General features: G+C 45.5%; 26 protein-coding genes. 9 read left to right on the top strand and 17 right to left on the bottom strand.

All coding sequences use genetic code 11. The features are described 5' to 3' along the window. Positions 1-2: 2 nt before the first annotated feature. The 4 genes from iscU to trmJ form a co-directional block, all read right to left on the bottom strand. Entirely contained in the window at positions 3-386 is a 384-nt protein-coding gene (gene iscU / locus VHA02S_RS02305) for a Fe-S cluster assembly scaffold IscU (protein ID WP_005424883.1), read from the bottom strand. A gap of 37 nt (positions 387-423) precedes the next feature. Next, the gene (locus VHA02S_RS02300; protein ID WP_005447719.1) at positions 424-1,638 is read right to left on the bottom strand and encodes an IscS subfamily cysteine desulfurase; all 1,215 of its coding nucleotides are present in this window, start codon (positions 1,636-1,638) and stop codon (positions 424-426) included. Between the two features lie 28 nt (positions 1,639-1,666). After that, positions 1,667-2,173, bottom strand: coding sequence for a Fe-S cluster assembly transcriptional regulator IscR (iscR, locus tag VHA02S_RS02295; RefSeq protein WP_005381720.1), 507 nt, complete (start codon positions 2,171-2,173; stop codon positions 1,667-1,669). A gap of 125 nt (positions 2,174-2,298) precedes the next feature. Continuing rightward, the gene (trmJ, locus tag VHA02S_RS02290; protein ID WP_009697671.1) at positions 2,299-3,018 is read right to left on the bottom strand and encodes a tRNA (cytosine(32)/uridine(32)-2'-O)-methyltransferase TrmJ; all 720 of its coding nucleotides are present in this window, start codon (positions 3,016-3,018) and stop codon (positions 2,299-2,301) included. A gap of 231 nt (positions 3,019-3,249) precedes the next feature. Between trmJ and suhB the strand changes: the two genes are divergently transcribed. Further along, positions 3,250-4,053 carry an inositol-1-monophosphatase gene (gene suhB, locus VHA02S_RS02285; RefSeq protein ID WP_005447724.1) on the top strand — a complete coding sequence of 268 codons (804 nt, stop codon included), beginning with the start codon at positions 3,250-3,252 and terminating at the stop codon, positions 4,051-4,053. Positions 4,054-4,124: 71 nt separating this feature from the next. Here the strand turns inward: suhB and VHA02S_RS02280 are convergent, their stop codons facing one another. The 7 genes from VHA02S_RS02280 to VHA02S_RS02245 all read right to left on the bottom strand — a co-directional run bounded on the left by VHA02S_RS02280 (position 4,125) and on the right by VHA02S_RS02245 (position 12,084). Further along, a complete protein-coding gene (locus tag VHA02S_RS02280; protein WP_033002896.1) occupies positions 4,125-4,463 on the bottom strand; it encodes a hypothetical protein in 339 nt (112 codons plus the stop codon). A gap of 479 nt (positions 4,464-4,942) precedes the next feature. Then, the gene (gene secF / locus VHA02S_RS02270; RefSeq protein WP_005447727.1) at positions 4,943-5,890 is read right to left on the bottom strand and encodes a protein translocase subunit SecF; all 948 of its coding nucleotides are present in this window, start codon (positions 5,888-5,890) and stop codon (positions 4,943-4,945) included. Positions 5,891-5,904: 14 nt separating this feature from the next. Further along, the gene (gene secD, locus VHA02S_RS02265; RefSeq protein ID WP_005447728.1) at positions 5,905-7,761 is read right to left on the bottom strand and encodes a protein translocase subunit SecD; all 1,857 of its coding nucleotides are present in this window, start codon (positions 7,759-7,761) and stop codon (positions 5,905-5,907) included. 21 nt (positions 7,762-7,782) lie between these two features. After that, positions 7,783-8,112, bottom strand: a complete 330-nt coding sequence (gene yajC, locus VHA02S_RS02260; RefSeq protein WP_005424903.1) for a preprotein translocase subunit YajC — start codon at positions 8,110-8,112, stop codon at positions 7,783-7,785. 177 nt (positions 8,113-8,289) lie between these two features. Continuing rightward, positions 8,290-9,426, bottom strand: a complete 1,137-nt coding sequence (gene tgt / locus VHA02S_RS02255) for a tRNA guanosine(34) transglycosylase Tgt (RefSeq protein ID WP_009697666.1) — start codon at positions 9,424-9,426, stop codon at positions 8,290-8,292. Positions 9,427-9,633: 207 nt separating this feature from the next. Further along, positions 9,634-10,686 (bottom strand): tRNA preQ1(34) S-adenosylmethionine ribosyltransferase-isomerase QueA, encoded by a 1,053-nt coding sequence (queA, locus tag VHA02S_RS02250; protein ID WP_038898477.1) that lies wholly within the window; start codon positions 10,684-10,686, stop codon positions 9,634-9,636. Positions 10,687-10,914: 228 nt separating this feature from the next. Then, entirely contained in the window at positions 10,915-12,084 is a 1,170-nt protein-coding gene (locus tag VHA02S_RS02245; RefSeq protein ID WP_038898475.1) for a trypsin-like serine protease, read from the bottom strand. Between the two features lie 259 nt (positions 12,085-12,343). On the opposite strand from VHA02S_RS02245, the gene VHA02S_RS02240 reads away from it, so the two are divergent. Both VHA02S_RS02240 and VHA02S_RS02235 read left to right on the top strand, forming a co-directional pair. Beyond that, on the top strand, positions 12,344-12,565 hold the full coding sequence (locus VHA02S_RS02240; protein ID WP_038898474.1) for a hypothetical protein: 222 nt from the start codon (positions 12,344-12,346) through the stop codon (positions 12,563-12,565). Between the two features lie 234 nt (positions 12,566-12,799). Beyond that, entirely contained in the window at positions 12,800-13,246 is a 447-nt protein-coding gene (locus VHA02S_RS02235) for a CBS domain-containing protein (protein WP_009697664.1), read from the top strand. A gap of 101 nt (positions 13,247-13,347) precedes the next feature. Here the strand turns inward: VHA02S_RS02235 and aceA are convergent, their stop codons facing one another. From aceA to VHA02S_RS02220, 3 genes are all read right to left on the bottom strand, one after another. Beyond that, positions 13,348-14,661, bottom strand: a complete 1,314-nt coding sequence (gene aceA, locus VHA02S_RS02230) for an isocitrate lyase (RefSeq protein WP_005440333.1) — start codon at positions 14,659-14,661, stop codon at positions 13,348-13,350. 167 nt (positions 14,662-14,828) lie between these two features. Next, complete coding sequence (aceB, locus tag VHA02S_RS02225; RefSeq protein ID WP_005424786.1) at positions 14,829-16,457, bottom strand: malate synthase A; 1,629 nt, start codon at positions 16,455-16,457, stop codon at positions 14,829-14,831. A gap of 606 nt (positions 16,458-17,063) precedes the next feature. Then, positions 17,064-17,969 (bottom strand): hydrogen peroxide-inducible genes activator, encoded by a 906-nt coding sequence (locus VHA02S_RS02220; RefSeq protein WP_005440336.1) that lies wholly within the window; start codon positions 17,967-17,969, stop codon positions 17,064-17,066. 200 nt (positions 17,970-18,169) lie between these two features. Between VHA02S_RS02220 and VHA02S_RS02215 the strand changes: the two genes are divergently transcribed. The 6 genes from VHA02S_RS02215 to VHA02S_RS02190 all read left to right on the top strand — a co-directional run bounded on the left by VHA02S_RS02215 (position 18,170) and on the right by VHA02S_RS02190 (position 22,892). Then, on the top strand, positions 18,170-18,778 hold the full coding sequence (locus VHA02S_RS02215; protein WP_005445301.1) for a peroxiredoxin C: 609 nt from the start codon (positions 18,170-18,172) through the stop codon (positions 18,776-18,778). A gap of 275 nt (positions 18,779-19,053) precedes the next feature. After that, entirely contained in the window at positions 19,054-19,797 is a 744-nt protein-coding gene (locus VHA02S_RS02210; protein ID WP_009697663.1) for a copper homeostasis protein CutC, read from the top strand. A 66-nt stretch (positions 19,798-19,863) separates the two neighbouring features. Further along, on the top strand, positions 19,864-20,640 hold the full coding sequence (gene ppk2, locus VHA02S_RS02205) for a polyphosphate kinase 2 (protein WP_005445296.1): 777 nt from the start codon (positions 19,864-19,866) through the stop codon (positions 20,638-20,640). 9 nt (positions 20,641-20,649) lie between these two features. Continuing rightward, positions 20,650-21,582, top strand: a complete 933-nt coding sequence (locus VHA02S_RS02200; RefSeq protein WP_038898473.1) for a LysR family transcriptional regulator — start codon at positions 20,650-20,652, stop codon at positions 21,580-21,582. Between the two features lie 138 nt (positions 21,583-21,720). Next, entirely contained in the window at positions 21,721-22,359 is a 639-nt protein-coding gene (locus VHA02S_RS02195; RefSeq protein ID WP_005445292.1) for a YadA C-terminal domain-containing protein, read from the top strand. Positions 22,360-22,412: 53 nt separating this feature from the next. Next, positions 22,413-22,892: a hypothetical protein gene (locus tag VHA02S_RS02190; protein ID WP_038898472.1), complete on the top strand. Its 480-nt coding sequence runs from the start codon at positions 22,413-22,415 to the stop codon at positions 22,890-22,892. 3 nt (positions 22,893-22,895) lie between these two features. Here the strand turns inward: VHA02S_RS02190 and phoU are convergent, their stop codons facing one another. The 3 genes from phoU to pstA are packed head-to-tail and all read right to left on the bottom strand — an operon-like array spanning position 22,896 to position 26,121. Then, positions 22,896-23,594, bottom strand: a complete 699-nt coding sequence (gene phoU / locus VHA02S_RS02185) for a phosphate signaling complex protein PhoU (RefSeq protein WP_005440349.1) — start codon at positions 23,592-23,594, stop codon at positions 22,896-22,898. A gap of 32 nt (positions 23,595-23,626) precedes the next feature. Continuing rightward, complete coding sequence (pstB, locus tag VHA02S_RS02180; RefSeq protein ID WP_009705559.1) at positions 23,627-24,445, bottom strand: phosphate ABC transporter ATP-binding protein PstB; 819 nt, start codon at positions 24,443-24,445, stop codon at positions 23,627-23,629. Between the two features lie 2 nt (positions 24,446-24,447). Next, the gene (pstA, locus tag VHA02S_RS02175; RefSeq protein WP_053051845.1) at positions 24,448-26,121 is read right to left on the bottom strand and encodes a phosphate ABC transporter permease PstA; all 1,674 of its coding nucleotides are present in this window, start codon (positions 26,119-26,121) and stop codon (positions 24,448-24,450) included. Between the last annotated feature and the right edge of the window lie 9 nt (positions 26,122-26,130).

Below are 26,130 nucleotides of genomic sequence, written 5' to 3'. Positions count from 1 at the left end.
AATTATTCCTGGTGTTTTTTCTTGTAGTCAGCAACCGCTGCTTTGATTGCGTCTTCCGCAAGGATTGAGCAGTGAACTTTCACTGGTGGAAGCTCTAGCTCTTCTGCAATCTCAGAGTTTTTGATAGATGCCGCTTCGTCGATAGACTTGCCTTTTACCCACTCAGTTACTAGTGAGCTTGAAGCGATTGCACTACCACAACCGTATGTTTTGAATTTCGCGTCTTCAATGATGCCTTCTGGCGTCACTTTGATTTGAAGCTTCATTACGTCACCACAAGCTGGTGCGCCAACCATGCCGCTGCCTACTGATGGGTCTTCTTTATCGAACGAACCAACGTTACGTGGGTTCTCGTAGTGATCAATTACTTTTTCGCTGTATGCCATGATAAATTACCTCGAATCCTCTATTCAGTCCGTGAGATTAATGGTGAGCCCATTCAACAGTGCTCAGATCAACCCCTTCCTTGTACATATCCCATAGAGGAGACATGTCGCGTAGCTTAGTCACTGCAACGCGGATTTGTTCAATTGCGTAATCAATTTCTGCTTCAGTCGTGAAACGACCAAATGAGAAACGTACTGAGCTGTGCGCCAATTCGTCGTCTAGACCAAGTGCACGAAGAACGTAAGATGGCTCTAGGCTCGCTGATGTACAAGCGCTACCAGAAGATACTGCTAGGTCTTTCAGTGACATCAGTAGAGATTCACCTTCTACGAATGCAAAGCTCACGTTTAGGTTGTGTGGAACACGCTGTTCAAGATCACCGTTCACCGTTACTGCTTCTAGATCTTTAACGCCATCTAAAAGACGGTTACGAAGTGCTAGCGCGTGATCGTAATCTTTTTGCATGTCTTCCTTCGCTACACGGAACGCTTCACCCATACCCACGATTTGGTGAGTTGGAAGTGTACCCGAACGGAAACCACGCTCATGACCACCACCGTGCATTTGCGCTTCCAGACGGATACGAGGCTTACGACGTACGTAAAGTGCGCCAATGCCTTTAGGACCGTATACTTTGTGCGCAGACAGTGAAATTAGGTCAACTTTCAATTCTTGAACATCGATTGGCAGTTTGCCCGCAGACTGTGCCGCATCCACGTGGAACACAATCTTACGTTCACGACATAGTTCGCCGATTGCAGCGATGTCTTGGATTACACCAATTTCGTTGTTAACGTGCATGATTGATACCAAAACAGTGTCTTCTCGCATCGCTGCTTGAAGTTTGTTTAGATCGATCAGACCGTTTGATTCTGGCTCTAGGTAAGTCACTTCAAAGCCTTCGCGTTCTAGTTGACGACATGGGTCAAGAACCGCTTTATGCTCTGTTTTACAAGTGATTACGTGTTTACCCTTCTTAGAGTAAAAATGTGCTGCACCTTTGATAGCAAGGTTGTCAGACTCTGTCGCACCAGATGTGAATACGATTTCGCGAGGATCTGCATTTAGAAGGTCAGCAATTTGCTCACGAGCAGTATCTACAGCTTCTTCTGCCTGCCAGCCGTAACGGTGCGAACGCGAAGCTGGGTTGCCAAATGTGCCATCCATTGTCATGTACTGAACCATTTTTTCAGCAACACGAGGATCTACTGGACATGTAGCGGAATAATCAAGATAAATCGGCAGTTTCATTCTCTACTCCAATGTAAAATGCTGACCGCTAAGAGCGGACGTTTACACCGATGGGCGCGGCGGTTGTATTTTTGTTTGAAAGCCCATGAGTTACCGCCAGATCAATGTCCTGACGATCAGAAATTTCTAAAACTTCATTGTCTGTCATTAGCTCACCGAGCGTAATGTTATTCAAGAAGTCACTAATACGAGAGCTCAGGTCACGCCATAGGGTGTGAGTTAAGCAACGAGTGCCACCCTGGCAATCGCCTTTGCCTTGGCATTTGGTTGCGTCTACTGACTCATCAACCGCGGCAATCACAGTGCCAATGGCAATGCTGTGCGCGTCTGCTCCAAGTCGGTAACCACCACCAGGACCACGAACGCTGGCTACAAGACCTGCTTTACGCAATTTTGAAAAAAGCTGCTCTAAGTATGAGAGCGAGATCCCTTGACGCTCTGAGATATCTGCAAGAGGTACTGGGTTTTGTTGCGAATGCAGTGCCACATCCAGCATGGCTGTCACCGCATATCTTCCTTTAGATGTAAGTTTCATACCACACCGTATCCACATGGTTTGTAATGATTAGGATTTTTCCATACCCGACTAAAACGGTCAAGTATTTATTTGACTATTTTAGTCAGGTATTCATCCTTACACCTAAAGTGGTTATTATTTGTTCAGAGTTTCTTTTCGATCGCCGTCAAAACACCGCGCAGAATATTCAACTCTTGCGCCTCTGGTCGTGCACGTGAGTACAAACGACGCAGCTTGTTCATCACCTGACCCGGCTGTTCTTTGTTGATAAATTGGGTATCAACCATCACCTTTTCAAGGTGCTCAAAGAACATTTCTAGCTCTTTATGACGTGGATACTCTTCAGGCTCACTTGGGGCGTATTGGCTTTGCTCTAGGTTGAGGTGTGCAACGCGAACTTCATAGCTCAACGTTTGGACGGCCATCGCTAAGTTAAGCGAACTGTATTCAGGGTTAGCAGGAATGCAAACATGATAGTGACACTTTTGCAGTTCATCATTCGTTAGACCGGTTCTTTCTCGACCAAAGACCAATGCGACTGGGTGCTTTTGCCCTTCAACTGCAAACTTTTCTCCACACTCACGTGGCTCAAGCATTGGCCATTCAAGTGTACGTGAGCGAGCACTTGAACCCACAACAAGACCACAATCTTCAATGGCTTCTTCAAGCGTACTTACTACAGTGGCATTTTGAGCAATATCACCAGCACCAGCAGCAAGCGCAAGGGTTTGATCATCGACTTCACATTGCGGATCAACCAATACTAGTTGGCTTAAACCCATGACTTTCATTGCTCGAGCTGCCGAGCCAATGTTGCCTGAATGAGAAGTTCCGACGAGTACGATTTTTACTTGATCCAACATCTGTGTTTGCTACCTGAATTAAAACCGAGGGATATTATCATAATTTTCTAATACACCCTAGAGTGAAGCGGGCTTCTATTCGCATTCTCATCAATTGTTTTCTTCTCTATCAACATAGCTATCACAACTCGTTTTGCTTGCGCACAAAAAATAACCACTTCCCTTTTCGTTTGACTCTGGTATACTCGCCGCCGCTTTAAATTGTTCTTTAACATCCGTTGGGAAATTCGTATGCATCCAATGCTAAACATTGCTATTCGCGCTGCGCGAAAGGCAGGCAATCACATTGCTAAATCATTAGAAAACACAGATAAAATTGAATCTACGCTAAAAGGCACTAATGACTTTGTTACTAATGTAGACAAAGAAGCAGAAGCTATCATCATCGATACTATCAAGCACTCTTACCCAGAGCACTGCATCGTTGCTGAAGAAGCTGGTCTTATCGAAGGTAAAGATAAAGACGTACAATGGATCATCGACCCAATGGATGGCACTAATAACTTTGTAAAAGGTTACCCAACTTTCGCAGTATCTATCGCGGTTCGCTTCAAAGGTAAAACTGAAGTGGCTTGTGTATACGATCCAATGCAAAACGAGCTATTCACTGCACAACGCGGTGCTGGCGCTCAGCTAAACAACGCTCGTATCCGTGTTACTCAACTTAAAGACCTACACGGTACTGTTCTTGCGACTGGTTTCCCATTCAAACAGAAGCAACACTCTGAGTCTTACATCAAGATCGTAGGTTCTCTATTCACTGAGTGTGCTGACTTCCGTCGTAGCGGTTGTTCTGCTCTTGACCTATGTTATGTGGCAGCTGGTCGTGTAGATGGTTACTTTGAGCTAGGTCTAAAACCTTGGCAGATGGCTGCAGGTGAGCTTATCGCTCGTGAAGCTGGCGCAATCCTAACTGACTTCGCTGGCGGTACTGACTACATGAAGTCTGGTAACATTGTTGCTTCTAGCGCTCGTGGCGTGAAATCTATCCTTAAGCACGTTCGCGAAAACGGCAACAGCGCGATCCTTAAGTAAGATTCTGAAGTCATACTAAGCCCGTCACGCTGATGACTTTTGAATAGCCCCGCTCATTGAGCGGGGCTTTTTTATATCGAACAATCTGCCTGTTTATAGAAACGGTCGTAGTCAGGTAAGTGGTCTATTTTTACGTGCTTAACCTTCCATACTTGTTCCTTCATTAGAAACTGCAACGAAACCGTGACTGGCTGGTATACATCTCCAAATCCGTTAACGGAAAGACACCCAACGCCTCCATCCTCACTGTATGCTTCAAAGTAAGACAGCTCCGTAACCAAACTTGATGGGATGGATGATAAAAATGGAAATTGATGACCAAATTTTATTGGGTGAGATTTAATACTATTTAGCTCTTCAATCGATAGGTTTGGTCCTGCCATAGCTTCTACCACCTCGATATACTGCATCTTGTATAAATTATTGCGTATATCAAGGTAAGTATCGTGGAGTGGGCTTGCTATGCAGGGTCCTGAAACACTGAGTAAAACCGGAATAGGTAGAATTCTATTTAGCATAATCAACTAAACCCAAGCTTCACGGAGCGCTTGATCAATTTTACTCGGCTTAAATCTGTACTTACAAAGCCCCCACTCGCACTGCTCTAAAAGCTCTCGGACATTTACCTGCCCAGTAACTAGCTTGGTGGTAACGCCTTTATAGTGTTTGTAAGAAATCTCTACAAACTTCAGTAACTGTACTTTTATTTCAGCTTGCCTTGACATTATTTCCCCCCGAAATTGTTGAACATACTTCCGATATTCAACTCAATCAAAAAACTACAATTCAAGCTGGAAATACTTCAAAGAAAAGTGAAACAATCAAATCTATCAAGCATAAAAAAACCGCTGACTGCTCAGCGGTTTTTGTTTTCGGTTCTCAATCTGCCTTATGGCATCTCGTCGAACTCTGCACCTTCTTTTTCTACTTGAGGTGGCATCAAGTGCTCTTTCTGGATGCCCAGTTTTAGCGCTAGCGCTGATGCTACGTAGATAGAAGAGTAAGTACCAACAGTGATACCTAGTAATAGTGCTGTTGCAAAGCCGTGAATCATCGCACCACCTTGCATGAACAGTGCAATTACCACGAACAACGTCGTACCAGACGTAATCAAAGTACGGCTCAATGTTTGAGTAATTGAAGCGTCCATGATGTCCGAAGGTTCACCCTTACGCATCTTACGGAAGTTTTCACGAATCCGGTCGAATACAACAATGGTATCATTGAGCGAGTAACCGACTACCGTTAGTAGCGCCGCTACGATGGTAAGGTCAACTTCGATTTGTAGGAATGAGAATACACCCAGCGTGATGATGATATCGTGTGCCAGTGCCATTACCGCACCAGCCGCTAGACGCCATTCAAATCGCATCGATACGTAGATCAGGATACAGATTAGCGATACAAGGATCGCCAGACCGCCCGCTTCTGTTAGCTCATCACCAACGTTTGGACCTACGAATTCAATACGACGCATTTCTACGCTTTCGCCAGTACCTTCTTTGATCGCACCAATGATTTGGTTGCCTAGCGTTTCACCTGAAACGTCGTCACGTGGACGAAGACGAACCATCACTTCACGAGCACTACCGAAGTTTTGAACTGTCGCATCGCCGAAGCCTTTTGAATCTAGTGCTGCGCGAATTTCTTCAAGGTTTGCAGGTTGTTCAAAACCTACCTCGATTAGCGTACCACCAGTAAAGTCTAGACCCCAGTTCAACCATTTGGTTGATAGCGTGAAGATAGAAGCAGCGATCATAAAGATGGAGAATACGAACGCGACTTTCGACCAACGCATAAAGCCGATCGTGTTTTCTGCTTTTAGAATTTGAAACATATTAATTCCCAGCCTTAGATCGACAATTTATCAACGCGTTTGCCACCGTAAATCAGGTTCACGATACAACGTGTACCCACAATAGCGGTGAACATTGAAGTTAAGATACCAATAGATAGTGTTACCGCGAAGCCCTTCACTGCGCCTGTACCCACTGCAAATAGAATGATTGCAGTGATAAGCGTTGTGATGTTCGCATCGGCAATGGTACTGAATGCGTTTGCGTAACCTTGGTGAATCGCTTGCTGAGGACTGCGTCCATCTCGAAGCTCTTCACGGATACGCTCGAATATCAGCACGTTCGCATCGACCGCCATACCGACGGTTAATACGATACCGGCAATACCTGGCAACGTCATGGTAGCGCCTGGAATCATCGACATTACACCAATGATAAGAACCAAGTTTGCCATCAACGCAATGTTAGCAATCAGACCGAAGCCACGGTAGTAAAGCAGCGTAAACAGCATTACCGCAACCATACCCCAGATACATGCTTGGATACCCATATCGATGTTTTGCTGACCCATTGATGGACCAATGGTACGTTCTTCAACGATAGAGATCGGTGCGATTAGTGCACCAGCACGAAGTAGAAGTGCTAGGTTGTGCGCTTCTGCTGCAGAGTCGATACCCGTGATACGGAAGTTACGACCAAGAGCCGATTGAATCGTTGCTTGGTTGATAACTTCTTCATGCTTATCAAGGATAACTTTGCCTTCAGGCGTACGACGACCACTGTCTTTGTATTCTGCAAACACGGTAGCCATTAGCTTACCGATGTTCTTCTTAGAGAACGCAGACATTTTGTTGCCACCTTCGCTGTCTAGCGAGATGTTAACTTGTGGGCGACCGTATTCATCAACACTTGAACTTGCATCCGTGATGCTTTGACCACCAAGAATAACGCGCTTCTTAAGCACAACTGGGCGACCATCACGGTCCATCTTGATTTCGCTACCTGCTGGCGCGCGACCATTTGCCGCCGCTGATAGGTCAGCTTTATCGTCAACTTCGCGGAACTCTAGTGTTGCTGTAGCACCTAGAATTTCCTTCGCACGAGCTGTGTCTTGAACACCTGGTAGCTCAACTACGATGCGGCTAGCACCTTGACGTTGAACCAATGGTTCAGCAACACCCAGTTCGTTAACACGGTTACGAAGAATCGTGATGTTTTGTTCAACTGCGTAGTTACGTATCTCTTGTAAACGTTGCTCGGTAAAGGTGGCAATCAACGCGTAACGACCATTAGAATCAGAGTCGACAAAGTTCATGTCTGGGTGATTCTTTTCTAGCGTTGCTTTCGCTTCCGCTAGCTGCTCCTCATTACGTAGCAGAACTTCCACACCTTCTGTACCAGAAGGACGGATTGCACGGTAACGGATCTTAGCTTCACGAAGTTCGCTACGGAAAGCTTCTTCTTGTTGACCAACCAACTTCTCCATCGCCGCGTCCATGTCAACTTCCATTAGGAAGTGAACACCACCGCGCAGGTCAAGACCTAGCTTAAGTGGCGACGCACCGATTGCTTCTAGCCAATCTGGCGTAGATGGAGCAAGGTTTAGTGCAACAATTTTATCTTTGCCAAGCGCTTCGCTGATGATATCGCGGGCACTGATTTGAGTGTCAGTGTCATTGAAACGAACAAGGATTGATCCATTCTCGAGAGCAATGGATTTATGAGAGAGATGCTCTTTATCAAGAGCTTTGGTGACAGCATCCAGCGTTGACATATCTACAGAGGCACCACGCGCCCCTGTAACTTGAATAGCCGGATCTTCACCGTAGATATTTGGAAGTGCGTACAACGCAGCGGTGATGATGGCAAAAAATACCATCAAGTACTTCCATAATGGATAACGGTTTAGCACAGCGAGGATCCTTTAGCTGTTTTATAGAGACTTCAGCGTACCTTTTGGTAGCACTGCAGTTACGAAGTCTTTCTTGATTACAACTTCATTGTTTGCATTTAGCTCAATTGAAATGAAATCGTTGTCTTCAGCAATCTTAGTGATTTTACCCACTAGACCGCCGCTTGTTAGAACTTCATCACCTTTGCCCATAGAAGACATTAGGTTCTTGTGTTCTTTAACACGCTTAGATTGCGGACGGTAGATCATGAAGTAGAAGATCACCGCGAACATGCCTAGCATGATTAGCATTTCAAAACCGCCGCCTGCTGGTGCGCCTTCTGCTGCTGCGTGAGCTTGAGAAATAAACATTAAAACATCCTCATTATATTTTATTGATAATCCAACAAGTTGGGCTTTCGTAATTTAGATTCAAGTTTGAGATTAAGTAATAGAGATCACCTTCTCAAAAATAACGTACGTTAGCCTACTTTATTAGCAAAAGCCTCTGGCAACATGCCAAAGGCTTTAATTCTTTTAATCTGTCAATTACTGCTCTTTTGCAAGCGGTGGCACTTCACGACCACGACGCTCATAGAATTCAGTAACAAACTCATCGAAACGATCTTCATCAATCGCCTTACGAATGCTTTCCATCAGACGCTGGTAGTAGCGTAGGTTGTGGATAGTGTTCAGACGAGCACCTAAGATTTCGTTACAACGCTCTAGGTGGTGAAGGTACGATTTGCTGTAGTGCTGACAAGTGTAACAGTCACAATGCGGATCTAGCGGAGTTGTATCCGTTTTATGTTTCGCATTACGGATCTTGATCACACCACCAGTCACAAATAGGTGACCATTACGCGCGTTACGCGTTGGCATTACACAGTCAAACATGTCGATACCACGACGAACACCTTCAACCAAATCTTCCGGTTTACCTACACCCATTAGGTAACGAGGCTTATCTTCTGGAAGTTGTGGACATGTGTGCTCAAGAATACGGTGCATGTCTTCTTTCGGTTCGCCTACTGCAAGACCACCAACTGCGTAACCATCAAAGCCGATTTCTGTCAGACCTTTGATAGACACATCACGTAGATCTTCGTAAACACCACCTTGAACGATACCAAATAGGTTGTTCGGGTTTTCTAGTTTGTTGAAGTGATCACGTGAGCGTTGTGCCCAGCGTAGTGACATTTCCATCGATTTTTTCGCTTCGTTGTGTGTCGCCGGGTATGGCGTACACTCGTCGAAGATCATTACGATGTCAGAACCTAGGTCTTTTTGGATTTCCATCGACTTTTCCGCGTCCATGAAAATCTTGTCACCGTTTACAGGGCTACGGAAGTGAACACCTTTCTCAGTGATCTTACGCATTTTTCCTAGACTGAATACTTGGAAACCGCCTGAATCGGTAAGAATAGGACCGTGCCAGTTCATGAAATCGTGCAGGTCACCATGCATTTTCATCACTTCTTGACCAGGACGTAGCCATAGGTGGAAAGTGTTACCTAGCAGGATTTCTGCACCAGTACCTTTCACTTCTTCTGGTGTCATGCCTTTAACGGTACCGTAAGTACCTACTGGCATGAACGCAGGAGTTTGAACAGTGCCACGTTCGAAGGTCAATTGACCACGACGTGCATTGCCGTTTTTCTTCTTAAGATCGAATTTTAATTTCACGATGCCTCCGAGTGTCAGAGAAACAGTCTGACTATGTATACAGGGTGATAAACCCTACTTTAAGGAGCGGTCGCTTTTCCGTGCGAGAGACAAAGCAGAGATTCCACTTTATTTCCTAGCTTACTGCTAGCACTCGTAAATCGTTAACTTTCTCCCCCTCCTAGCCTCACCCTTTTTTGAGAGGAGGGCTAGAGAGGGGTCAAAACATTATGCGGTCTTCTTTTTAATAAACATTGAATCACCGTACGAGAAGAAACGGTATTTGTTTTCCACCGCGTGCTTGTAAGCATTCATGGTGTTCTCGTAACCTGCAAACGCACTTACCAACATGATCAGGGTTGATTCAGGTAAGTGGAAGTTGGTGATCAAGCAATCCACCAGCTGGTACTCGTAACCAGGGTAGATAAAGATTTCAGTATCGCCAAAGAATGGAACCAGTTCTGTGCCTTTCTTAAGCGCGTCTTGCGCTGCACTTTCTAGTGAGCGAACAGACGTTGTACCTACAGCGATGATGCGACCACCGCGCGCCTTAGTTGCGTTAATCGCATCCACTACGTCTTGTGGTACTTCAACGTATTCTGCGTGCATGTGGTGATCATTAATGTCATCCACTTTAACTGGCTGGAACGTACCCGCTCCCACATGCAAAGTAACGTATGCTAGCTCAGCGCCTTTCGCTTTGATTTTTTCAAGCAGAACATCATCAAAGTGAAGACCCGCCGTTGGCGCAGCAACCGCACCAGGCTTTTGGTTATAAACCGTTTGGTAACGCTCTTTATCCGCGTCTTCATCTGGACGGTCGATGTATGGAGGAAGTGGCATGTGACCAATTTCTTCCAGAATCTCTAGTACCGTGTTATCAGAATTAAATTTCAGTTCAAACAGTGCATCATGACGAGCGACCATTTGTGCTGAGTATTCATCGTTTTCACCAACAAAGATCGTTGTACCTGGTTTTGGCGATTTCGAACAGCGAACGTGCGCCAGAATGCTTTTCTCGTCGAGCATGCGCTCCACTAACACTTCTAGCTTACCGCCTGATTCTTTACGACCAAACAAACGCGCAGGAATAACGCGAGTATTGTTGAAAACCACTAGGTCACCGGCTTGAACCTGCTCCAGCACATCGGTAAACGTGCCATCAATAAGTTCACCAGTATTGCCGTCCATTTGCAGCAGTCGGCTAGCGGTACGCTCTGGTTGAGGGTAGCGAGCGATGAGTTCATCTGGAAGGTCGAAATGGAAATCTGATACTTGCATGTTACTTGTCTTATCTATTGGTCAAATCACGTCAAAGACGACGATAAAATTGCGACGAGTTTTTCGCAGCAGACTAGTATATGTTTACATGCTGCAATAGCAAGCAAATCCCCCTAGATTGACTGTAAAAGCTTTCACCAAGAGTGTAATAAAACGTGAAAGACGCAAAACAGACGCGCATAAAAAAAGCAGCGAAGTTCGCTGCTTTTTAAAATGTTTATCAGTCGTTTAACTTTTGCGTCGGCGCGCCCACACCAGTGGAACCAATAAGCCGAATAGCCAAGCGCCTAGGCTACCACCGTCGTCCTCAGAACCTCTGAAATCACAATTGTTGGTCGCAATGCCATCGTGGCACTCCTCTTCCCCACCACCACTTCCACTATTCGCTTCTTTGATGAAATTCGGCTCAATGATGTAACTGCTCGGTGGGTCACCGGCGGTGATGTAAGACTGTACCCAATCGTAATATTGGCTCACTTTGGTGTAGAAGCTTGGGATCGTCAAAGAGCCACACGTAGGCAGAATAAGAGGCGCACCACTAACAATTCCAATCTGTTTGCCCGTCGCCACATCCACCAGCGGACCACCACTATCACCTTTACACGCGGAGTTGCCATACTGAGTGTGGCTATCCGGTTCTAACACTCGGTTTTTCGTTGGTAGTGTACAGATTTTGGTTTGGTTCTCTCTGGAATCAATGATCCCCGGAAAACTGCTGCCAATTTCTAAACGCTCATAACATTTATCGATAGGTAAAAATGTACTGATGGTAGTTTTGAGCGTATTGGAAGGTTCAGATGCATCCGGCTGAGTGGTTCCCCACCCAAATACTTGCACGTTTTCGACACGTTGATTGGTCAGGTCGTTATCGTTCCAATCCGCTGCCAGACGCGCTTCGATATTCTCCATATCAGTTTTATTCGCTAAGTCAGCAAAGCGTGCATTTGCTACTGGGCGTGTGAGATACAATAACGCGATGTCTGAATCTAAACCCGTTTGGATAGGTTTCACATTGCCATTGCTGTCAATCTCAGCCTTTGAAATCCGCGTGTAGTCGGGGTGAACCACAACGTGAGACACAGGATAGAAGTTATCCAGCCCAGCAGAGTTAAGTTCATAAACGTTGGCATTCACCGACAGTTCTCCCGGCGGAGTCACATAGTAGCTCGCTTCGTTGGTTCCCTGCCCCATCACCACACAGTGTGCCGCAGTCAACACCCATCGTTCAGTCAGCATAGTGCCGCCACACAACGGGAACTCTGCCATGTTACTTGCTCGTAAAGTCACGCGATCTACCGGGTCGGTTTGCTCATCTCCTAGCACAATTGCCTGAGCAGATTGCATGCTGAATGCCGCTACTGTCAGCGCAATGAGTTTGTTACACGTTGTTCGTTTCATTTAGGTTGTTATCTTCAATCTGGTAAGCCTGAGCGTATCTTCTTCCACAGGCTTATCTTGGAAAATCAAGCAAGTAAAAATGTGCGATTCAATTCATTGGATTAACTGCGGTCTACACACCTTATCAGTCAAAAGTGCAAACTGACTCGCATTGAGTTTCCCCCTGCAACTACCAATTAAAAACAAACTTATCAATAGAGATAAGGGCGACTATATTGAAAGTGAGCGATACGCTCTTTGATGATAAATTGAGGTAAGTATGAAGATCTTTCTAGCCACTTTAAGTGCTTCAATATTGTTGTTTTCTGCCAGCAGTTTTGGCGATGAGAGAACAGATTTGTTTCGAGCTCAGCAACAAGCTTGTGCCTTAAAACAAGTCCCTCGCCACTGCGCTGTGAACGTACCTGGTAAACACTACATTGGTCGCTGTGTCGATGCGAAAGCGTATGGCCTTATCTGTGTGCATTTCAAGCAACGTTAAGAGTAACCAAAGCTAAGGTTTCAACGCCTTAGCTTTGGTTATTTATGATAGCGCTTACATCCTAACATCGCCCTAAATGAGTAGCTGGATTTATGGAAAACACCAGTCCATTTTCACCTCTGATTGATCTCCATCTAATCGTATTATTTTATTAGTGAAAAACGAGTTAGCTCCCAGATATACAGCAAAATATTCTCTATATTTAAGAGAAGGACAATGCCGCTGGAGGTCTCTATGATCAAGGTTGAAGACATGATGACTCGCAACCCTCATACCTTGCTGCGTGAGCACACATTACGTGACGCAAAAAGTATGATGGACGCGCTTGATATTCGACATATTCCGGTTGTTGATGCCAATAAACACTTAAAAGGCTTGGTGACTCAACGCGATATTCTTGCCGCACAAGAATCCTGCTTGCACCCAGATGAGGCAGAACAATCTTTTACCCTCGATACTCCGCTTTACCAAATGATGCACACCAACATCATGACTGCCGAACCAAGGGCAGGTTTAAAAGAAAGCGCAATCTATATGCAAAAGCATAAAGTCGGCTGTTTGCCAGTGGTCAATAAAGGTCACTTGGTCGGCATCATCACTGATACAGACTTTGTGACTATTGCAATTAACTTGTTAGAGCTGCAAGAAGAAACCGAGCCGGAAGAAATCGAAGCGGATTAATACGCCACTACGTTTTTCTCGAATCGTAGACAAAAAAAGAGCGGCTCAATCGCCGCTCAAAGATGTCATTACTAACGTAGTAATAGTCGACTCTATGATGATTAAAATTGGTCTTCTTCAGTAGAACCTGTCAGTGCTGTCACTGATGAGTTACCACCTTGGATTGTGTTGGTCATTCTATCGAAGTAACCCGTACCAACCTCTTGTTGGTGCGCTACGAACGTGTAGCCTTTCTCTGCCGCTTCAAACTCAGGACGCTGAACTTTCTCAACGTAATGACGCATGCCTTCACCTTGAGCGTAAGCGTGTGCCAATTCGAACATGTTGAACCACATGTTGTGGATACCTGCTAGCGTGATGAACTGGTACTTGTAGCCCATGTTAGCCAGCTCTTGTTGGAACTTAGCAATGGTTTCAGCGTCTAGGTTCTTCTCCCAGTTGAATGAAGGCGAACAGTTGTATGCCAACAGTTGGTCTGGGTACTCTGCATGAATCGCTTCTGCAAACTTGCGTGCTTCTTCTAGACATGGCGTTGCTGTCTCACACCAGATTAGATCCGCATATGGCGCGTAAGCTAGACCACGAGAGATAGCTTGGTCGATACCTGCACGTACACGGTAGAAACCTTCTTGAGTACGCTCACCTTCGATGAAGTCTTTATCATATGGGTCACAATCAGATGTTAGTAGGTCTGCTGCGTTTGCATCGGTACGTGCGATTACTAGTGTTGTCGTGCCAGCAACGTCCGCAGCAAGACGAGCTGCTACCAGTTTTTGCACTGCTTCTTGAGTTGGAACCAGTACTTTACCGCCCATGTGACCACACTTCTTCACGGATGCCAGTTGGTCCTCAAAGTGAACACCTGCCGCACCAGCGTCGATCATCGATTTCATTAGCTCGTAAGCGTTCAATACACCACCAAAGCCTGCTTCTGCATCCGCTACGATTGGTAGGAAGTAATCAATACCGCCTTCGTCTTCTGGTGACTTACCTGCAGACCATTGGATTTGGTCTGCGCGACGGAATGAGTTGTTGATGCGTTTTACTACCGATGGCACAGAATCTACTGGGTACAGAGATTGGTCTGGGTACATCGTCGAAGCGGTGTTGTTGTCCGCCGCTACCTGCCAACCTGATAGGTAAATCGCTTCAATACCCGCTTTTGCTTGCTGTACGGCTTGACCACCCGTTAGTGCACCAAGACAGTTTACGTAGCCTTTCTTTGAACTACCGTTGACCAGTGACCAAAGTTTGTCAGCACCACGTTGTGCGATTGTGTTCGCAGGCACCATAGAGCCACGCAGTTCTACCACTTCTTCTGCTGTGTAAGTACGCTTTACGTTCTTCCAGCGTGGGTTGGTTGCCCAATCTTTTTCCAGAGCTTCAATTTGTTGGCGGCGAGTTAAGTTAGTCATTGGTCTATCCCTCTTATAATGTGCACTTGTGCATGTGCGTTGAGTTTTCCGTTCTTAGGCAGTACATCCTTATCTGCCTCGAATCTTTCACGTAGTCGTTAAACAAACACGTATTAGTTAAATGAACATGTATTAGTTAAATAAGTTGAGTGTTCTAAGTCTTTGGGTTAATCCAAGTAGTCATAACCTGGAATGGTTAAAAAGTTGGTCAGTTCATCGCTCGTGGTGAGCCTTGCCATCAAGTCTGCCGCTTCTTCAAATCGACCAGCTTGGTAACGCTGCTCACCAATTTCTTGCTTCACGACTTCAATCTCTTCTTTCAGATAGAGTTCGAACAGCTCTTTAGTGACCTTCAATCCGTTGTCGAGCGACTTACCGTGTTGAATCCATTGCCAAATAGAAGCACGGGAGATTTCTGCCGTTGCAGCGTCTTCCATCAGCCCGTAAATCGGCACACAACCATTGCCAGAGATCCAAGCTTCGATGTATTGCAGCGCAACGCGGATGTTATGGCGCATGCCCTCTTCTGAGCGTTCACCTTCGCACGGTTCAAGCAGCTCTGCGGCGGTTATTGGTGCGTCTTCTGAACGGCTCACATCCAATTGGTTGGTGCGCTGCCCCAGTGTGGCACTGAACACTTCCATTGCGGTGTCTGCCAAACCTGGGTGTGCAACCCAAGTGCCGTCATGACCGTTGTTAGCTTCTAGCGATTTATCGTTGTGGATCTTATCCAGCACTTTTTGGTTTTCTTGTGGGTCTTTAGCCGGAATAAAGGCTGCCATGCCGCCCATCGCAAATGCGCCACGTTTATGACAGGTACGCACCAACAATCTTGAGTAAGCGTTGAGGAATGGCTTGTCCATCGTCACTACTTGGCGATCCGGAAGTACGCGATCTGGGTGGTTTTTCAGTGTTTTGATGTAGCTAAAGATGTAATCCCAGCGACCGCAGTTCAACCCAACGATGTGCTCTTTCAGAGAGAACAGAATCTCATCCATTTCGAATACGGCTGGTAAGGTTTCAATCAGCACTGTTGCTTTGATGGTACCTGTATCCAAACCGAAATACTCTTCGGTGAAATGGAACACTTCGCTCCACCACTTCGCTTCATGATGCGATTGCAGTTTCGGGATGTAGAAGTAAGGACCGCTTCCCTTTTTCAGTAGCGCTTTATAGTTGTTGTAGAAGTACAGAGCGAAATCGAATAGCGCACCTGGAATAATCTGACCGTGCCACGTTACGTGTTTTTCTTTTAAATGCAGTCCCCGAACACGGCAGATCAACACCGCTGGGTCTTCTGCCAGCTGATAGTGTTTGCCATTGCCAGGGTTGGTGTAGCTGATAGTGCCATTAACAGCGTCGCGCAGGTTGATTTGACCATCCAGAACTTTACTCCACGCAGGGGACATCGAATCTTCGAAGTCTGCCATGAACACTTTTACATTCGCATTCAGTGCGTTAATCACCATCTTGCGATCAGTCGGTCCTGTAATCTCCACTCGGCGATCTTGCAGATCTTGCGGGATTCCAAGGATCTTCCAACTTCCTTCACGAATGTCTTGTGTCTCTGGTAGAAAGTCTGGCAGTTCACCAGCATCGATGCGTGCTTGCTTCTCTTCTCGTGCTTCCAGCAACTGTTCAACACGTCCGGCAAATTTTTCACACAGTAGAGATAAAAAGGTTTGGGCTTCAACAGGGAAAATTGCTTGATGTTCAGGAGCAACGACTCCATTCACCTCAAGCATGCCTTGGGTTTGCTTTAGTTGTTGTGTTTTTTGTTCTGTCTGAGCAAGCATAATCATTCATCCTTAACGTGCTTTATCCATCTTGGGCAGTCAGCCTAAAGCTACATTTGTAAGTTATGAACAACAAATTACATCCTTCGATTTGGTGTTCACTTCGCTTCGTTGTGTCTATACATTGCGCAACCTGAATTGCTTTTTCAATCTAGACATAAGTCTTACAAGCCTTTAATTAAGCTAACCCAACAAAGATTTAAGCGAAACCCCTCAAGTAAACAAAACGTTAAATTCAAAGTTTTATTCGGTATCAAACAAGTGTTTGATTTTTGAGTTTAATTTGTAAGTTATTACGTAATTAAATTACATCAAATTTACAGGTTATTTTTGAATTCAAACAAGCGTATGAATAGTGAGGCAGGAGAAAAATCCTTGTATTCACAAGGGCTAGGAAGAGGAAATTAAACGCGACTTAAACGCGTTACACAGGCAGTTGTGTAAAATTAACATTGTGAAATTTCACTATTTTATGAAAGCTTCATGAAAGTTCATCTGTAAAATTTTACAAGTCAAAGTTCACGCACAGAATAAAATGCTAAAAAGCGCACTATTTCTAGTGCGCTTTTTGATATTAGATCGGGAGTAGCAGGCTAATACTAATAGCTAAAGCAGTTCAGAGACGACTTCTGCCAATTGATTGAAAGTGTTTGATCGTGACGAACTCGGACGCCAAACCAAACCAATATCGCGATACGCTTGCTGACCAGGAGGGTCGATCACCACTAAGTTCTGGTTGTGTAGCAAACCATGATCAATCGCCATTTGCGGGATAAACGTGGTGCCCAGACCATTCGCCACCATTTGCACCAATGTATGAAGACTGGTCGCGGTGAATGGGTTGATCTTCTCTTTGTCCGTCAACTTACATGCTGAAACCGCGTGCTCAGTAAGGCAGTGCTCTTTCTCTAATAAGAAGACGGATTCATCTGGCAAGTCTGCATAACGGATCGGCACAGGAACGGAATCCGCTTGATTGGCACTGATCACCATGCGGAACGGGTCTTGTCCCACTACTCGGCTTTCCATTCCTTCTATCTCTACAGGCAGAGCCAGAATCAACACGTCCAACTCACCGTGGCGAAGTGCTTGCAGCAAGTTAGTCGTCGTGTCTTCTCTTAATAGAAGATTTAATTGAGGGAAGCGGTAGTTCACCTCCTGAACAAGGTCGCACAATAAGAACGGAGCAATGGTCGGAATACAGCCTACTTTTAGCTGCCCTTCCATATCATCGCCTTGGCATAGACGCCCCAGTTCAACAAGATCTTGCCCTTTAGCGAGCAGTTCTCGACCATGTTGCACCACCATCTCACCAGCTTGGGTGAAAACTAATGGGCTTTTTTTATCTTTCTTTTCATAAAGCGGGCAACCAATCAACTCTTCAAGGTTTTGGATGCCTTTACTTAAGGTAGATTGACTGACAAAACAACGCTCAGCAGCATCACTAAAATGTCGAGTTTCATGCAGAGTGACCAAATAGTGTAACTGCTTCAAGCTAGGCCATTTATTCATAATTCTATTTGTATCTATTGCTGTTCCAGTGATCGAGATAATAGTTTCGTTATTATCGCTTTTTTCGATGAACTCAATCTATTTATTTCGCTTTTTTCAATACTACAATCTGTACTATAGTTTGTCTCGCACAAACAAGGACCAAACCTAAATAACTGAATGTAGGTTTGGATCAAACCAAATTTTTTAGGAGCAAAAAAATGGTACTAGTAGGTCGTCAAGCCCCTGACTTTACTGCAGCAGCTGTTCTAGGTAACGGCGAAATCGTTGAAAACTTCAACTTTGCAGAATTCACTAAAGGTAAGAAAGCAGTAGTATTCTTCTACCCACTAGATTTCACTTTCGTTTGCCCATCTGAGCTAATCGCATTCGACAACCGTCTAGCTGATTTCCAAGCTAAAGGTGTTGAAGTAATCGGTGTTTCTATCGATTCTCAGTTCTCTCACAACGCATGGCGTAACACTGCTATCGAAGATGGCGGTATCGGTCAAGTTAAATACCCTCTAGTTGCTGACGTTAAACACGAAATCTGTAAAGCGTACGATGTAGAGCACCCAGAAGCAGGCGTTGCTTTCCGTGGTTCTTTCCTAATCGACGAAGAAGGTCTTGTACGTCACCAAGTAGTTAACGATCTACCACTAGGTCGTAACATCGACGAAATGCTACGCATGGTTGATGCACTAAACTTCCACCAGAAGCACGGCGAAGTATGTCCTGCACAATGGGAAGAAGGTAAAGCAGGTATGGACGCATCTCCAAAAGGTGTTGCAGCGTTCCTATCTGAGCACGCAGACGACCTAAGCAAGTAATAGACTACATAGCCCAAGCTCAACGGGCGTGTTGGTTGGATGTATATATAAAGCAAAAAGCTATAGCGGAAAAACCGCAAACGCCAATCAGTCTAAGTAAAGTCATAAAAAAGCCCAGAGTTCACTCTGGGCTTTCTTTTTATCTGCATTTTTGAAAAGCAAAAGAGGCAAGCATCACGCAAAAAGTTTACCTCTATTTCCCTCCGTCTCAGTACAGATTCTCCCCTTTTGTCCTGCTAGTATTTGCTGTAATTACAATAATTCAGGACAACCTAGTGAACACTCAACTTGAAGTCTGTATTGATAACATTGAATCTCTCCACAACGCGATTGCCGGTGGTGCAACCCGCATCGAACTCTGCTCTTCACTTGCTTTGGGTGGCTTAACCCCAAGCTATGGCTTTATGCAGCAAGCCGCTAAACGCTCTACTATTCCGGTTTACGCGATGATTCGCCCTCGCCAAGGCGACTTCTTCTACAGTGAGGAAGAAATCGAAATGATGCGTTGGGATATTGAAGCTGCTAAACAAGCAGGCTTGAATGGTGTCGTACTCGGCGTGCTCACTCAAGACGGCAACATTCATATGCCGTACGCAACTGCGCTGTGTGAATTTGCTCAAGCGCTTGGCTTAGGCGTGACCTTCCATCGTGCCTTTGACCAGTGTCGCGACGCTGAAAAAGCGTTAGAAGAAGTGATCAGCTTAGGTTGTGAACGTATTTTAACCTCCGGTCTTGCGCCTTCGGCGCCGCAAGGTATCGATGTGCTTAAAACCTTAGTTGAACAAGCACAAGGACGCATTGCGATCATGGCGGGCGCCGGTGTGAATGCGGACAATGTTGGTCAGATCGTTGAACAAGCCAAAATCACTGAAGTGCATTTATCTGGCAAGACAACTCGCCCAAGTCACATGACCTTTATTGCCGAGCAAAGCAAAATGGGCGCTGCCGATATAGATGATTTTTCGATTCCAGTCACCAATACCGATGCTATCGCGAACATGGTAACAGCTCTCAATTAAGAGCTTTCAAATCCCGTCTTTAGTTATTGAGTGCTAACATATTGATAACTAAGGACGGGAGGAAACATGGCGAAACTGAAGAAAAAGGAATACGAAGAAGCACTAGAACAACTGCAAATTGAGTTGGTTAAGCTCCAAGAGTGGGTCAAACACAAAGGGCTTAAAGTCGTGGTACTTTTTGAAGGACGTGACGCCGCTGGCAAAGGTGGCACCATCAAACGCATCACTGAAAAACTCAACCCTCGTGTCTGCCGTATCGCAGCCCTTCCCGCCCCAACAGAGAAAGAAAAAACACAATGGTACTTCCAGCGTTATGTGGCACACCTGCCTGCTGCTGGAGAAATCGTACTGTTTGACCGCAGTTGGTACAACCGTGCCGGCGTAGAGAAAGTCATGGGCTTTTGTACCCCAGATCAATATGAAGAGTTTCTCCGTTCTTGCCCGGAGTTTGAACGCATGCTTCAGCGCTCTGGCATCATCTTAATTAAGTACTGGTTTTCGGTCTCCGATGAAGAGCAAGAAAAGCGCTTTCTAGAACGCATCAACACCCCGATTAAACGCTGGAAGTTCAGCCCAATGGATTTGGAATCACGCAATCGCTGGGCAGAATATTCAGAGGCAAAAGATAAGATGTTTGCCTACACAGATACGAAAAACTGTCCTTGGTGGGTAGTCCCTTCTGATGATAAAAAGAAAGCTCGATTGAACTGTATCAGCCATCTGCTTAGTCAAGTCGAATACGAAGAACTTGAGCATCCAGTTATCGAATTGCCAGAGTTGAATAAAGAAGGTTATGTCCGTGCGCCTATCGACGATCAAACCTTCGTTCCTGATAAATATTAGAGATGTATCATGGCGAAAGACCTGTTTCACACCCTTGACCTGAATCTGCTCAAGACCTTTATGGTTTTGATGCAAGAGCGAAACATGCGTAAAGCATCACAGCGCTTGTTTGTCTCTCAGCCAGCGATCAGTCAGGCATTACAAAAGCTACGTAATCACTTCGATGATGAGCTGTTTGTGAAGGTCAAAACTGGTCTTGAACCGACACCGTTCGCCGAATCTCTTGCCAATGATATTACCCCCCATCTCGATGGTTTAGCTGCCGCAGTTAATCGCTCTCATCAGTTTGATCCTGCCGAAGTGGACAACAAAATTCGAATTGCACTGGCACCAATCACAATGACTTGCTTGCCCGGTTTCCTCTTCGAACAAATGAGAGCGTTAGCACCTAATGCTCAACTTGAATTAGTTGGTTGGTCGAACAGCACGGTTGATGAGATCTTGAAAGGTGAAACACTGATGGGAGTAAATTACGAGTTACTTCTGACCAATAAAGAGATCTACACGCCGAAGCTACTGGATTTGAAAGGGCGTATTTTTGTCCGTGAAGATCACCCAATCACCAAGACTCATGTTGAGCCACATGATCTTGGCAGATACCCAATTGCTTCTTTGATTTCCCCAGGTTGGAACGACAAGTTCAGTTACGCATCTGAGCTTCTTACCGAAATGGGCATTGAACACAGCATTGGCTTTCGCTCAGAAATGGTCTCTGCAATACTTGATGTCGTCAAACACACCGACATGTATTTACCTCACTCCAATTTACTTCCGGTAGAGCAATTTCCGGGATTAAGAGCCGTTGATGTCACGATTGATGGTCAACCACAAATGAAGTCTATTCACGCTCATATGCATGTGAGAAACCGGAATAACCCACTAGTAAAATGGTTAACAGAGCTTATTCAACAAGGTCTAAAATCACAGAGTGATAAGATTTGATTATCACTAAGATAACGATAGCCATTTAGTCATAAATCATACTTCTCAATAAGATAGCCCTGCTTTTAAGGGAAATGACAAAAAGCGATTGCTTACAGTAAGGATGCTGTCCCTCGTTTACTTATTGAGAGTTCAGACATGACTAAAAAAATTGTAAAGCTTACCGCTGCTTGCACCCTTCTTGCTTCTTTCAGCTCAATTGCAGCTGTTATCCCGGATCGTCCACACCCAGGCATTCCAACCAACCCAATTCAAGGTGTGCCAGAGCAACCTGTTCTACCAGAAGTTGATAACGGTGTTCCTGGAGTGCCAGATCGTCCACATCCAGATCAATCACCAACACCACCAATCGAAGCAGCACCAGAGCACCCAACGCTTCCTGAACCAGACAACGGTATTCCTGAAGTCCCTGAGCGTCCAACACCGCAACTGCCATCAAACCCTATTGAAAATAACCCGACGGATGACCGTCTGAACCACTTAGAAGGCTTAGCCGCAGAATACGACTACCGCTTAAACCAACAAGCAGAACAAATGGATGGTATTCGCGCAAGTCTACACGCAGTGACCAACGCTCGCCCTTACGCAACCAATGGTGAACTGGCAATCGGTGCCGGTGTGGGTTTTTCTGGTAGTAAAGAAGCAGTAGCGATTGGTGGTGCGTACGGTCTAAGTGATCAAGTAAGCCTGTCAGGCACATTCCACTATGAATCATCAGGCAAATATTCTTCATCTGACGTTGCTGGCGGCGTTGGTGTTCAAATTAGCTTTAAGTAAAAACTGCACTCAATAAGTTCATAGCCAAGGAAGGCTTTTATTTAGGTAACTCTATGAAACGCAAATTCTTTCTCGCTGCCCTTATTCTCGCTCCTATTAGTGTCCAAGCTTCAGGTATTTATGTCTCTCCAGAAGTTAAGATTGGCTCATTTCGAGGGGCAGGTATCCAATTGGGGGCGACCGATATTGCGGGCTTTGATGCGCTGTATTTTGATTACTCTCAGATTACTTATAAGAGCGGTAATTATGATGAAACCATTGACGCCTACCGTATTGGCTTTCAACACTTATTTGGTCATCAACCACAGATGGGATTTCAAGCGAGCTTAGGATTAGCGCAGTACGATGGAACGTATCGCAATGAACGAAGAGATGCGAACGGATTGAGTATTGGTGGCGCTTACGTATATCAAGTTAACCTAATATTATCAGTTCGAGCAGGTGCGGATTTAGACGTTTTCATGAACGATAAAACACACACCTACACAGACACTGCCATTAACTTTTCTCTAGGCTTTGGTTTGCGCCTTTAAGACTTACTTCAGTACGTCATCGATGCTTTGATCACCTAGATGGCGTACATCTTTCCCTTTCACGAAGTAGATAATGTATTCACAGATATTTTGGCAACGGTCACCCACGCGTTCAATGGCACGCGCCGACCACATCACTTGCAGAATATGTGGAATGTTTTTCGGATCTTCCATCATGTAAGTCATCAGCTGACGAATCACCGCTTCGTATTCCGCATCCAACTTATCATCAAGCTTGTGCACTTCTGCTGCGGCTTCTACGTCCATACGCGCAAAGGCATCGAGCACTTGGTGAAGCATTTGGATTGCTTGCCGACATAAAGGCTCTAACGATACTTGGAATTGGCGCTCTTTTGATGATGGGCTTTCAATCGCCACGTAGGCAATACGCGTTGCAACATCACCAATGCGCTCAAGATCTGTGATGGTCTTAATGATAGCCATGATCAAGCGTAAGTCTTTTGCTGTAGGCTGACGCTTAGCGATGATGCGAGTACAAGCGTCATCAATCGACACTTCCATCGCGTTGACTTTGTGATCATCACGCACAACTTTACGCGCCAGTTCGATGTCTTCCTTGTGCAAGGCTTGAATAGCATACGACAACTGTTGTTCTACCAAGCCTCCCATGGTAAGTACATGGGTACGAATCGATTCTAGCTCTACGTTAAATTGTCCTGAGATGTGACGTCCAAAGTGCATGGCTTTCCTTTTAATCCTTGAAAGGTCGCGGCTTAACCGTAACGACCGGTAATGTAATCTTCGGTTTGTTTCTTCATTGGAGAGGTGAAGATCGAATCCGCATCCGAATATTCAATCAACTTACCCATATGAATGAACGCAGTGTGGTCACTGACGCGCGCCGCTTGCTGCATGTTATGGGTAACGATAACCACAGTATATTGAGTCTTGAGCTCGTTGATAAGCTCTTCAATAGTTAAAGTTGAGATTGGATCCAAAGCCGATGTTGGTTCATCCAATAATAGTACTTCTGGCTCAATCGCGACGGCGCGAGCAATCACTAAACGTTGTTGCTGACCGCCAGAAAGTCCAAATGCGTTTTCATGTAGACGATCTTTTACTTCGTCCCATAATGCCGCAGAACGCAGTGAACGCTCGACCGCATCGTCCAACATGCGACTGTTCTTCACACCTTGTAAACGAAGGCCGTAAACCACGTTTTCGTAAATCGACTTAGGGAATGGGTTTGGGCGCTGGAATACCATGCCTACTCGACGGCGCAGCGTTGCCACATCCACGCTTGGGTTGTACACATTCTTACCGTGCAAACGTACTTTACCTGTCACCTTACAACCTTCGACTAAATCGTTCATGCGGTTGATACAGCGCAGCAATGTGGATTTACCACAACCTGACGGTCCGATGAATGCGGTTACGCGTCCTTTCGGGATACGCATAGAGATATCATGCAACGCCTGAGTCTGACCATAGAAAAGATTAAGGTTCTCAATCGAGATAGCCGTTTGTTCATCCGTCAGGTTGTGCACATCCAATGGCGGCTCATAACCTAATGTATTATCAAAGTTAAACATGCTTAATCTTGTCCTAAAGTTCGGTATTTCTCTCGCAGATTATTACGAATACTGATTGCTGTTAAGTTTAGTCCGACAATAACCGTCACGAGTAAGAAGGAAGTCGCGTAAACCAACGGACGCGCAGCTTCGATATTAGAGGTCTGGAATCCGACATCGTAAATGTGGAAGCCCAGGTGCATGAACTTTCTGTCCAAATGCACGTAAGGGAATTGCCCATCCACTGGCAAGCTAGAAGCTAACTTCACGACCCCCACCAGCATCAATGGTGCTACCTCACCCGCAGCACGAGCAATCGCGAGAATCAAACCAGTGATTATCGCAGGGGTTGCCATAGGCAAAACCACACGCCAAAGCGTTTCGAACTGCGTTGCACCCAAGGCTAACGAGCCATGGCGAACTGAACTCGGAATACGGGTTAAACCTTCTTCTGTGGTAACAATCACCACAGGTAGCGTTAAGACTGCTAGCGTCAATGCAGACCACAACAAGCCCGGCGTACCAAAGGTTGGAGCAGGTAATCGCTCGGCGTAAAACAGGTTATCGATTGAGGCACCAATGGTATAAACAAAAAAGCCCAAACCAAATACGCCGTAAACGATAGAAGGAACACCTGCAAGGTTAATCACCGCAATACGGATCACCCGAGTTAGGGCATTATTCTTGGCATATTCATGCAAATAAATCGCCGCAATCACACCCAATGGCATTACGATGATCGACATGATGATAACCAAGAAAACCGTCCCGAAAATCGCTGGGAAAACACCACCCTCTGAGTTCGATTCACGAGGGTCTTCGGATAAGAACTTCCAAACCTGTTTTCCCCAATGGGCAACCTTTTCAGGCAGTGACATTTGGTTTGGATACCAGTAGTCCAAAATGTCTTCTAATGGAATCGAAACTTGAGTCCCAGTCATGTCTTCGACAATCAGCGCATAATCAGAGAAGCCCAAGCGCAGCCCGTCAAGTTGCATGTCTAGCTTGGCTAACTCAGCTTCAATTTCTGCCTTACGCTTGCTGTTGTTTGCTAAAAAGTCTTCAGTTATGGTGTCGTTAAGCTCATGCTTACGTTTGTCTAAACGAAGCTGCTCCAATTGCCATCCCAAGTCTTTTACTTGGTCATCCACCAGCATGTCGATTTCATGATGCAAGGTTTCGGCATCATCGAGCTTTTGATCCAAAAGCGTTTGAATGTTGTTTTCGTAACGCGTGTTACCATCTTGGAAGGCAACAAACTTACCGAAGAAGTAGCCACCGCTGCTGCGTTCAATCACTGCCCATTCGCCCGGCGTAGTTGGATCATCCAACTGCATTCTCAACACAGAAATAAAGTCCGCTGGGTACAATTCACGGTTGGCAATTTTGATGTTTAGGCGCGTCGCAAACTCTTCGTCATCCGCGAGTTTATTCGCCGCTTCTTCTGGTAGGTAACTTCTTGGCACAAAGCTGCGCTCGTAAACTTGACCAACCAGAATCGAATTTTCATGCAGCACTTCGCCCTGCACCGGTGTCAGTGCAGCAACATTCCATTGATAAAGTGGCGCCGGCCAGAAGTAAGTTAATCCCTTCCAGCCAATCAATAGCAATAAGCCGAGGACAGAAAGCAGACTGATGCTTACCGCTCCCCCGGTTAACCAAATCCAAGGTGCGCCAGAACGAATCCAATTTAACACGCTATTACT

It is taken from the genome of Vibrio harveyi NBRC 15634 = ATCC 14126 = KCTC 12724, assembly GCF_001591145.1.
GTDB lineage: Bacteria > Pseudomonadota > Gammaproteobacteria > Enterobacterales > Vibrionaceae > Vibrio > Vibrio harveyi.
Note: the sequence above shows the minus strand (reverse complement) of the source record. Positions and strands in the feature narration are given on the sequence as shown.

What these genes read in the sequence shown, in the direction of transcription:
- iscU (WP_005424883.1), bottom strand. Translation starts at nt 386, where the DNA reads ATGGCATACAGCGAAAAAGTAATTGATCACTACGAGAACCCACGTAAC.
- VHA02S_RS02300 (WP_005447719.1), bottom strand. Translation starts at nt 1,638, where the DNA reads ATGAAACTGCCGATTTATCTTGATTATTCCGCTACATGTCCAGTAGAT.
- iscR (WP_005381720.1), bottom strand. Translation starts at nt 2,173, where the DNA reads ATGAAACTTACATCTAAAGGAAGATATGCGGTGACAGCCATGCTGGAT.
- trmJ (WP_009697671.1), bottom strand. Translation starts at nt 3,018, where the DNA reads ATGTTGGATCAAGTAAAAATCGTACTCGTCGGAACTTCTCATTCAGGC.
- suhB (WP_005447724.1), top strand. Translation starts at nt 3,250, where the DNA reads ATGCATCCAATGCTAAACATTGCTATTCGCGCTGCGCGAAAGGCAGGC.
- VHA02S_RS02280 (WP_033002896.1), bottom strand. Translation starts at nt 4,463, where the DNA reads ATGCAGTATATCGAGGTGGTAGAAGCTATGGCAGGACCAAACCTATCG.
- secF (WP_005447727.1), bottom strand. Translation starts at nt 5,890, where the DNA reads ATGTTTCAAATTCTAAAAGCAGAAAACACGATCGGCTTTATGCGTTGG.
- yajC (WP_005424903.1), bottom strand. Translation starts at nt 8,112, where the DNA reads ATGTTTATTTCTCAAGCTCACGCAGCAGCAGAAGGCGCACCAGCAGGC.
- queA (WP_038898477.1), bottom strand. Translation starts at nt 10,686, where the DNA reads ATGCAAGTATCAGATTTCCATTTCGACCTTCCAGATGAACTCATCGCT.
- VHA02S_RS02245 (WP_038898475.1), bottom strand. Translation starts at nt 12,084, where the DNA reads ATGAAACGAACAACGTGTAACAAACTCATTGCGCTGACAGTAGCGGCA.
- VHA02S_RS02240 (WP_038898474.1), top strand. Translation starts at nt 12,344, where the DNA reads ATGAAGATCTTTCTAGCCACTTTAAGTGCTTCAATATTGTTGTTTTCT.
- VHA02S_RS02235 (WP_009697664.1), top strand. Translation starts at nt 12,800, where the DNA reads ATGATCAAGGTTGAAGACATGATGACTCGCAACCCTCATACCTTGCTG.
- aceA (WP_005440333.1), bottom strand. Translation starts at nt 14,661, where the DNA reads ATGACTAACTTAACTCGCCGCCAACAAATTGAAGCTCTGGAAAAAGAT.
- aceB (WP_005424786.1), bottom strand. Translation starts at nt 16,457, where the DNA reads ATGCTTGCTCAGACAGAACAAAAAACACAACAACTAAAGCAAACCCAA.
- VHA02S_RS02220 (WP_005440336.1), bottom strand. Translation starts at nt 17,969, where the DNA reads ATGAATAAATGGCCTAGCTTGAAGCAGTTACACTATTTGGTCACTCTG.
- VHA02S_RS02215 (WP_005445301.1), top strand. Translation starts at nt 18,170, where the DNA reads ATGGTACTAGTAGGTCGTCAAGCCCCTGACTTTACTGCAGCAGCTGTT.
- ppk2 (WP_005445296.1), top strand. Translation starts at nt 19,864, where the DNA reads ATGGCGAAACTGAAGAAAAAGGAATACGAAGAAGCACTAGAACAACTG.
- VHA02S_RS02200 (WP_038898473.1), top strand. Translation starts at nt 20,650, where the DNA reads ATGGCGAAAGACCTGTTTCACACCCTTGACCTGAATCTGCTCAAGACC.
- VHA02S_RS02195 (WP_005445292.1), top strand. Translation starts at nt 21,721, where the DNA reads ATGACTAAAAAAATTGTAAAGCTTACCGCTGCTTGCACCCTTCTTGCT.
- VHA02S_RS02190 (WP_038898472.1), top strand. Translation starts at nt 22,413, where the DNA reads ATGAAACGCAAATTCTTTCTCGCTGCCCTTATTCTCGCTCCTATTAGT.
- phoU (WP_005440349.1), bottom strand. Translation starts at nt 23,594, where the DNA reads ATGCACTTTGGACGTCACATCTCAGGACAATTTAACGTAGAGCTAGAA.
- pstB (WP_009705559.1), bottom strand. Translation starts at nt 24,445, where the DNA reads ATGTTTAACTTTGATAATACATTAGGTTATGAGCCGCCATTGGATGTG.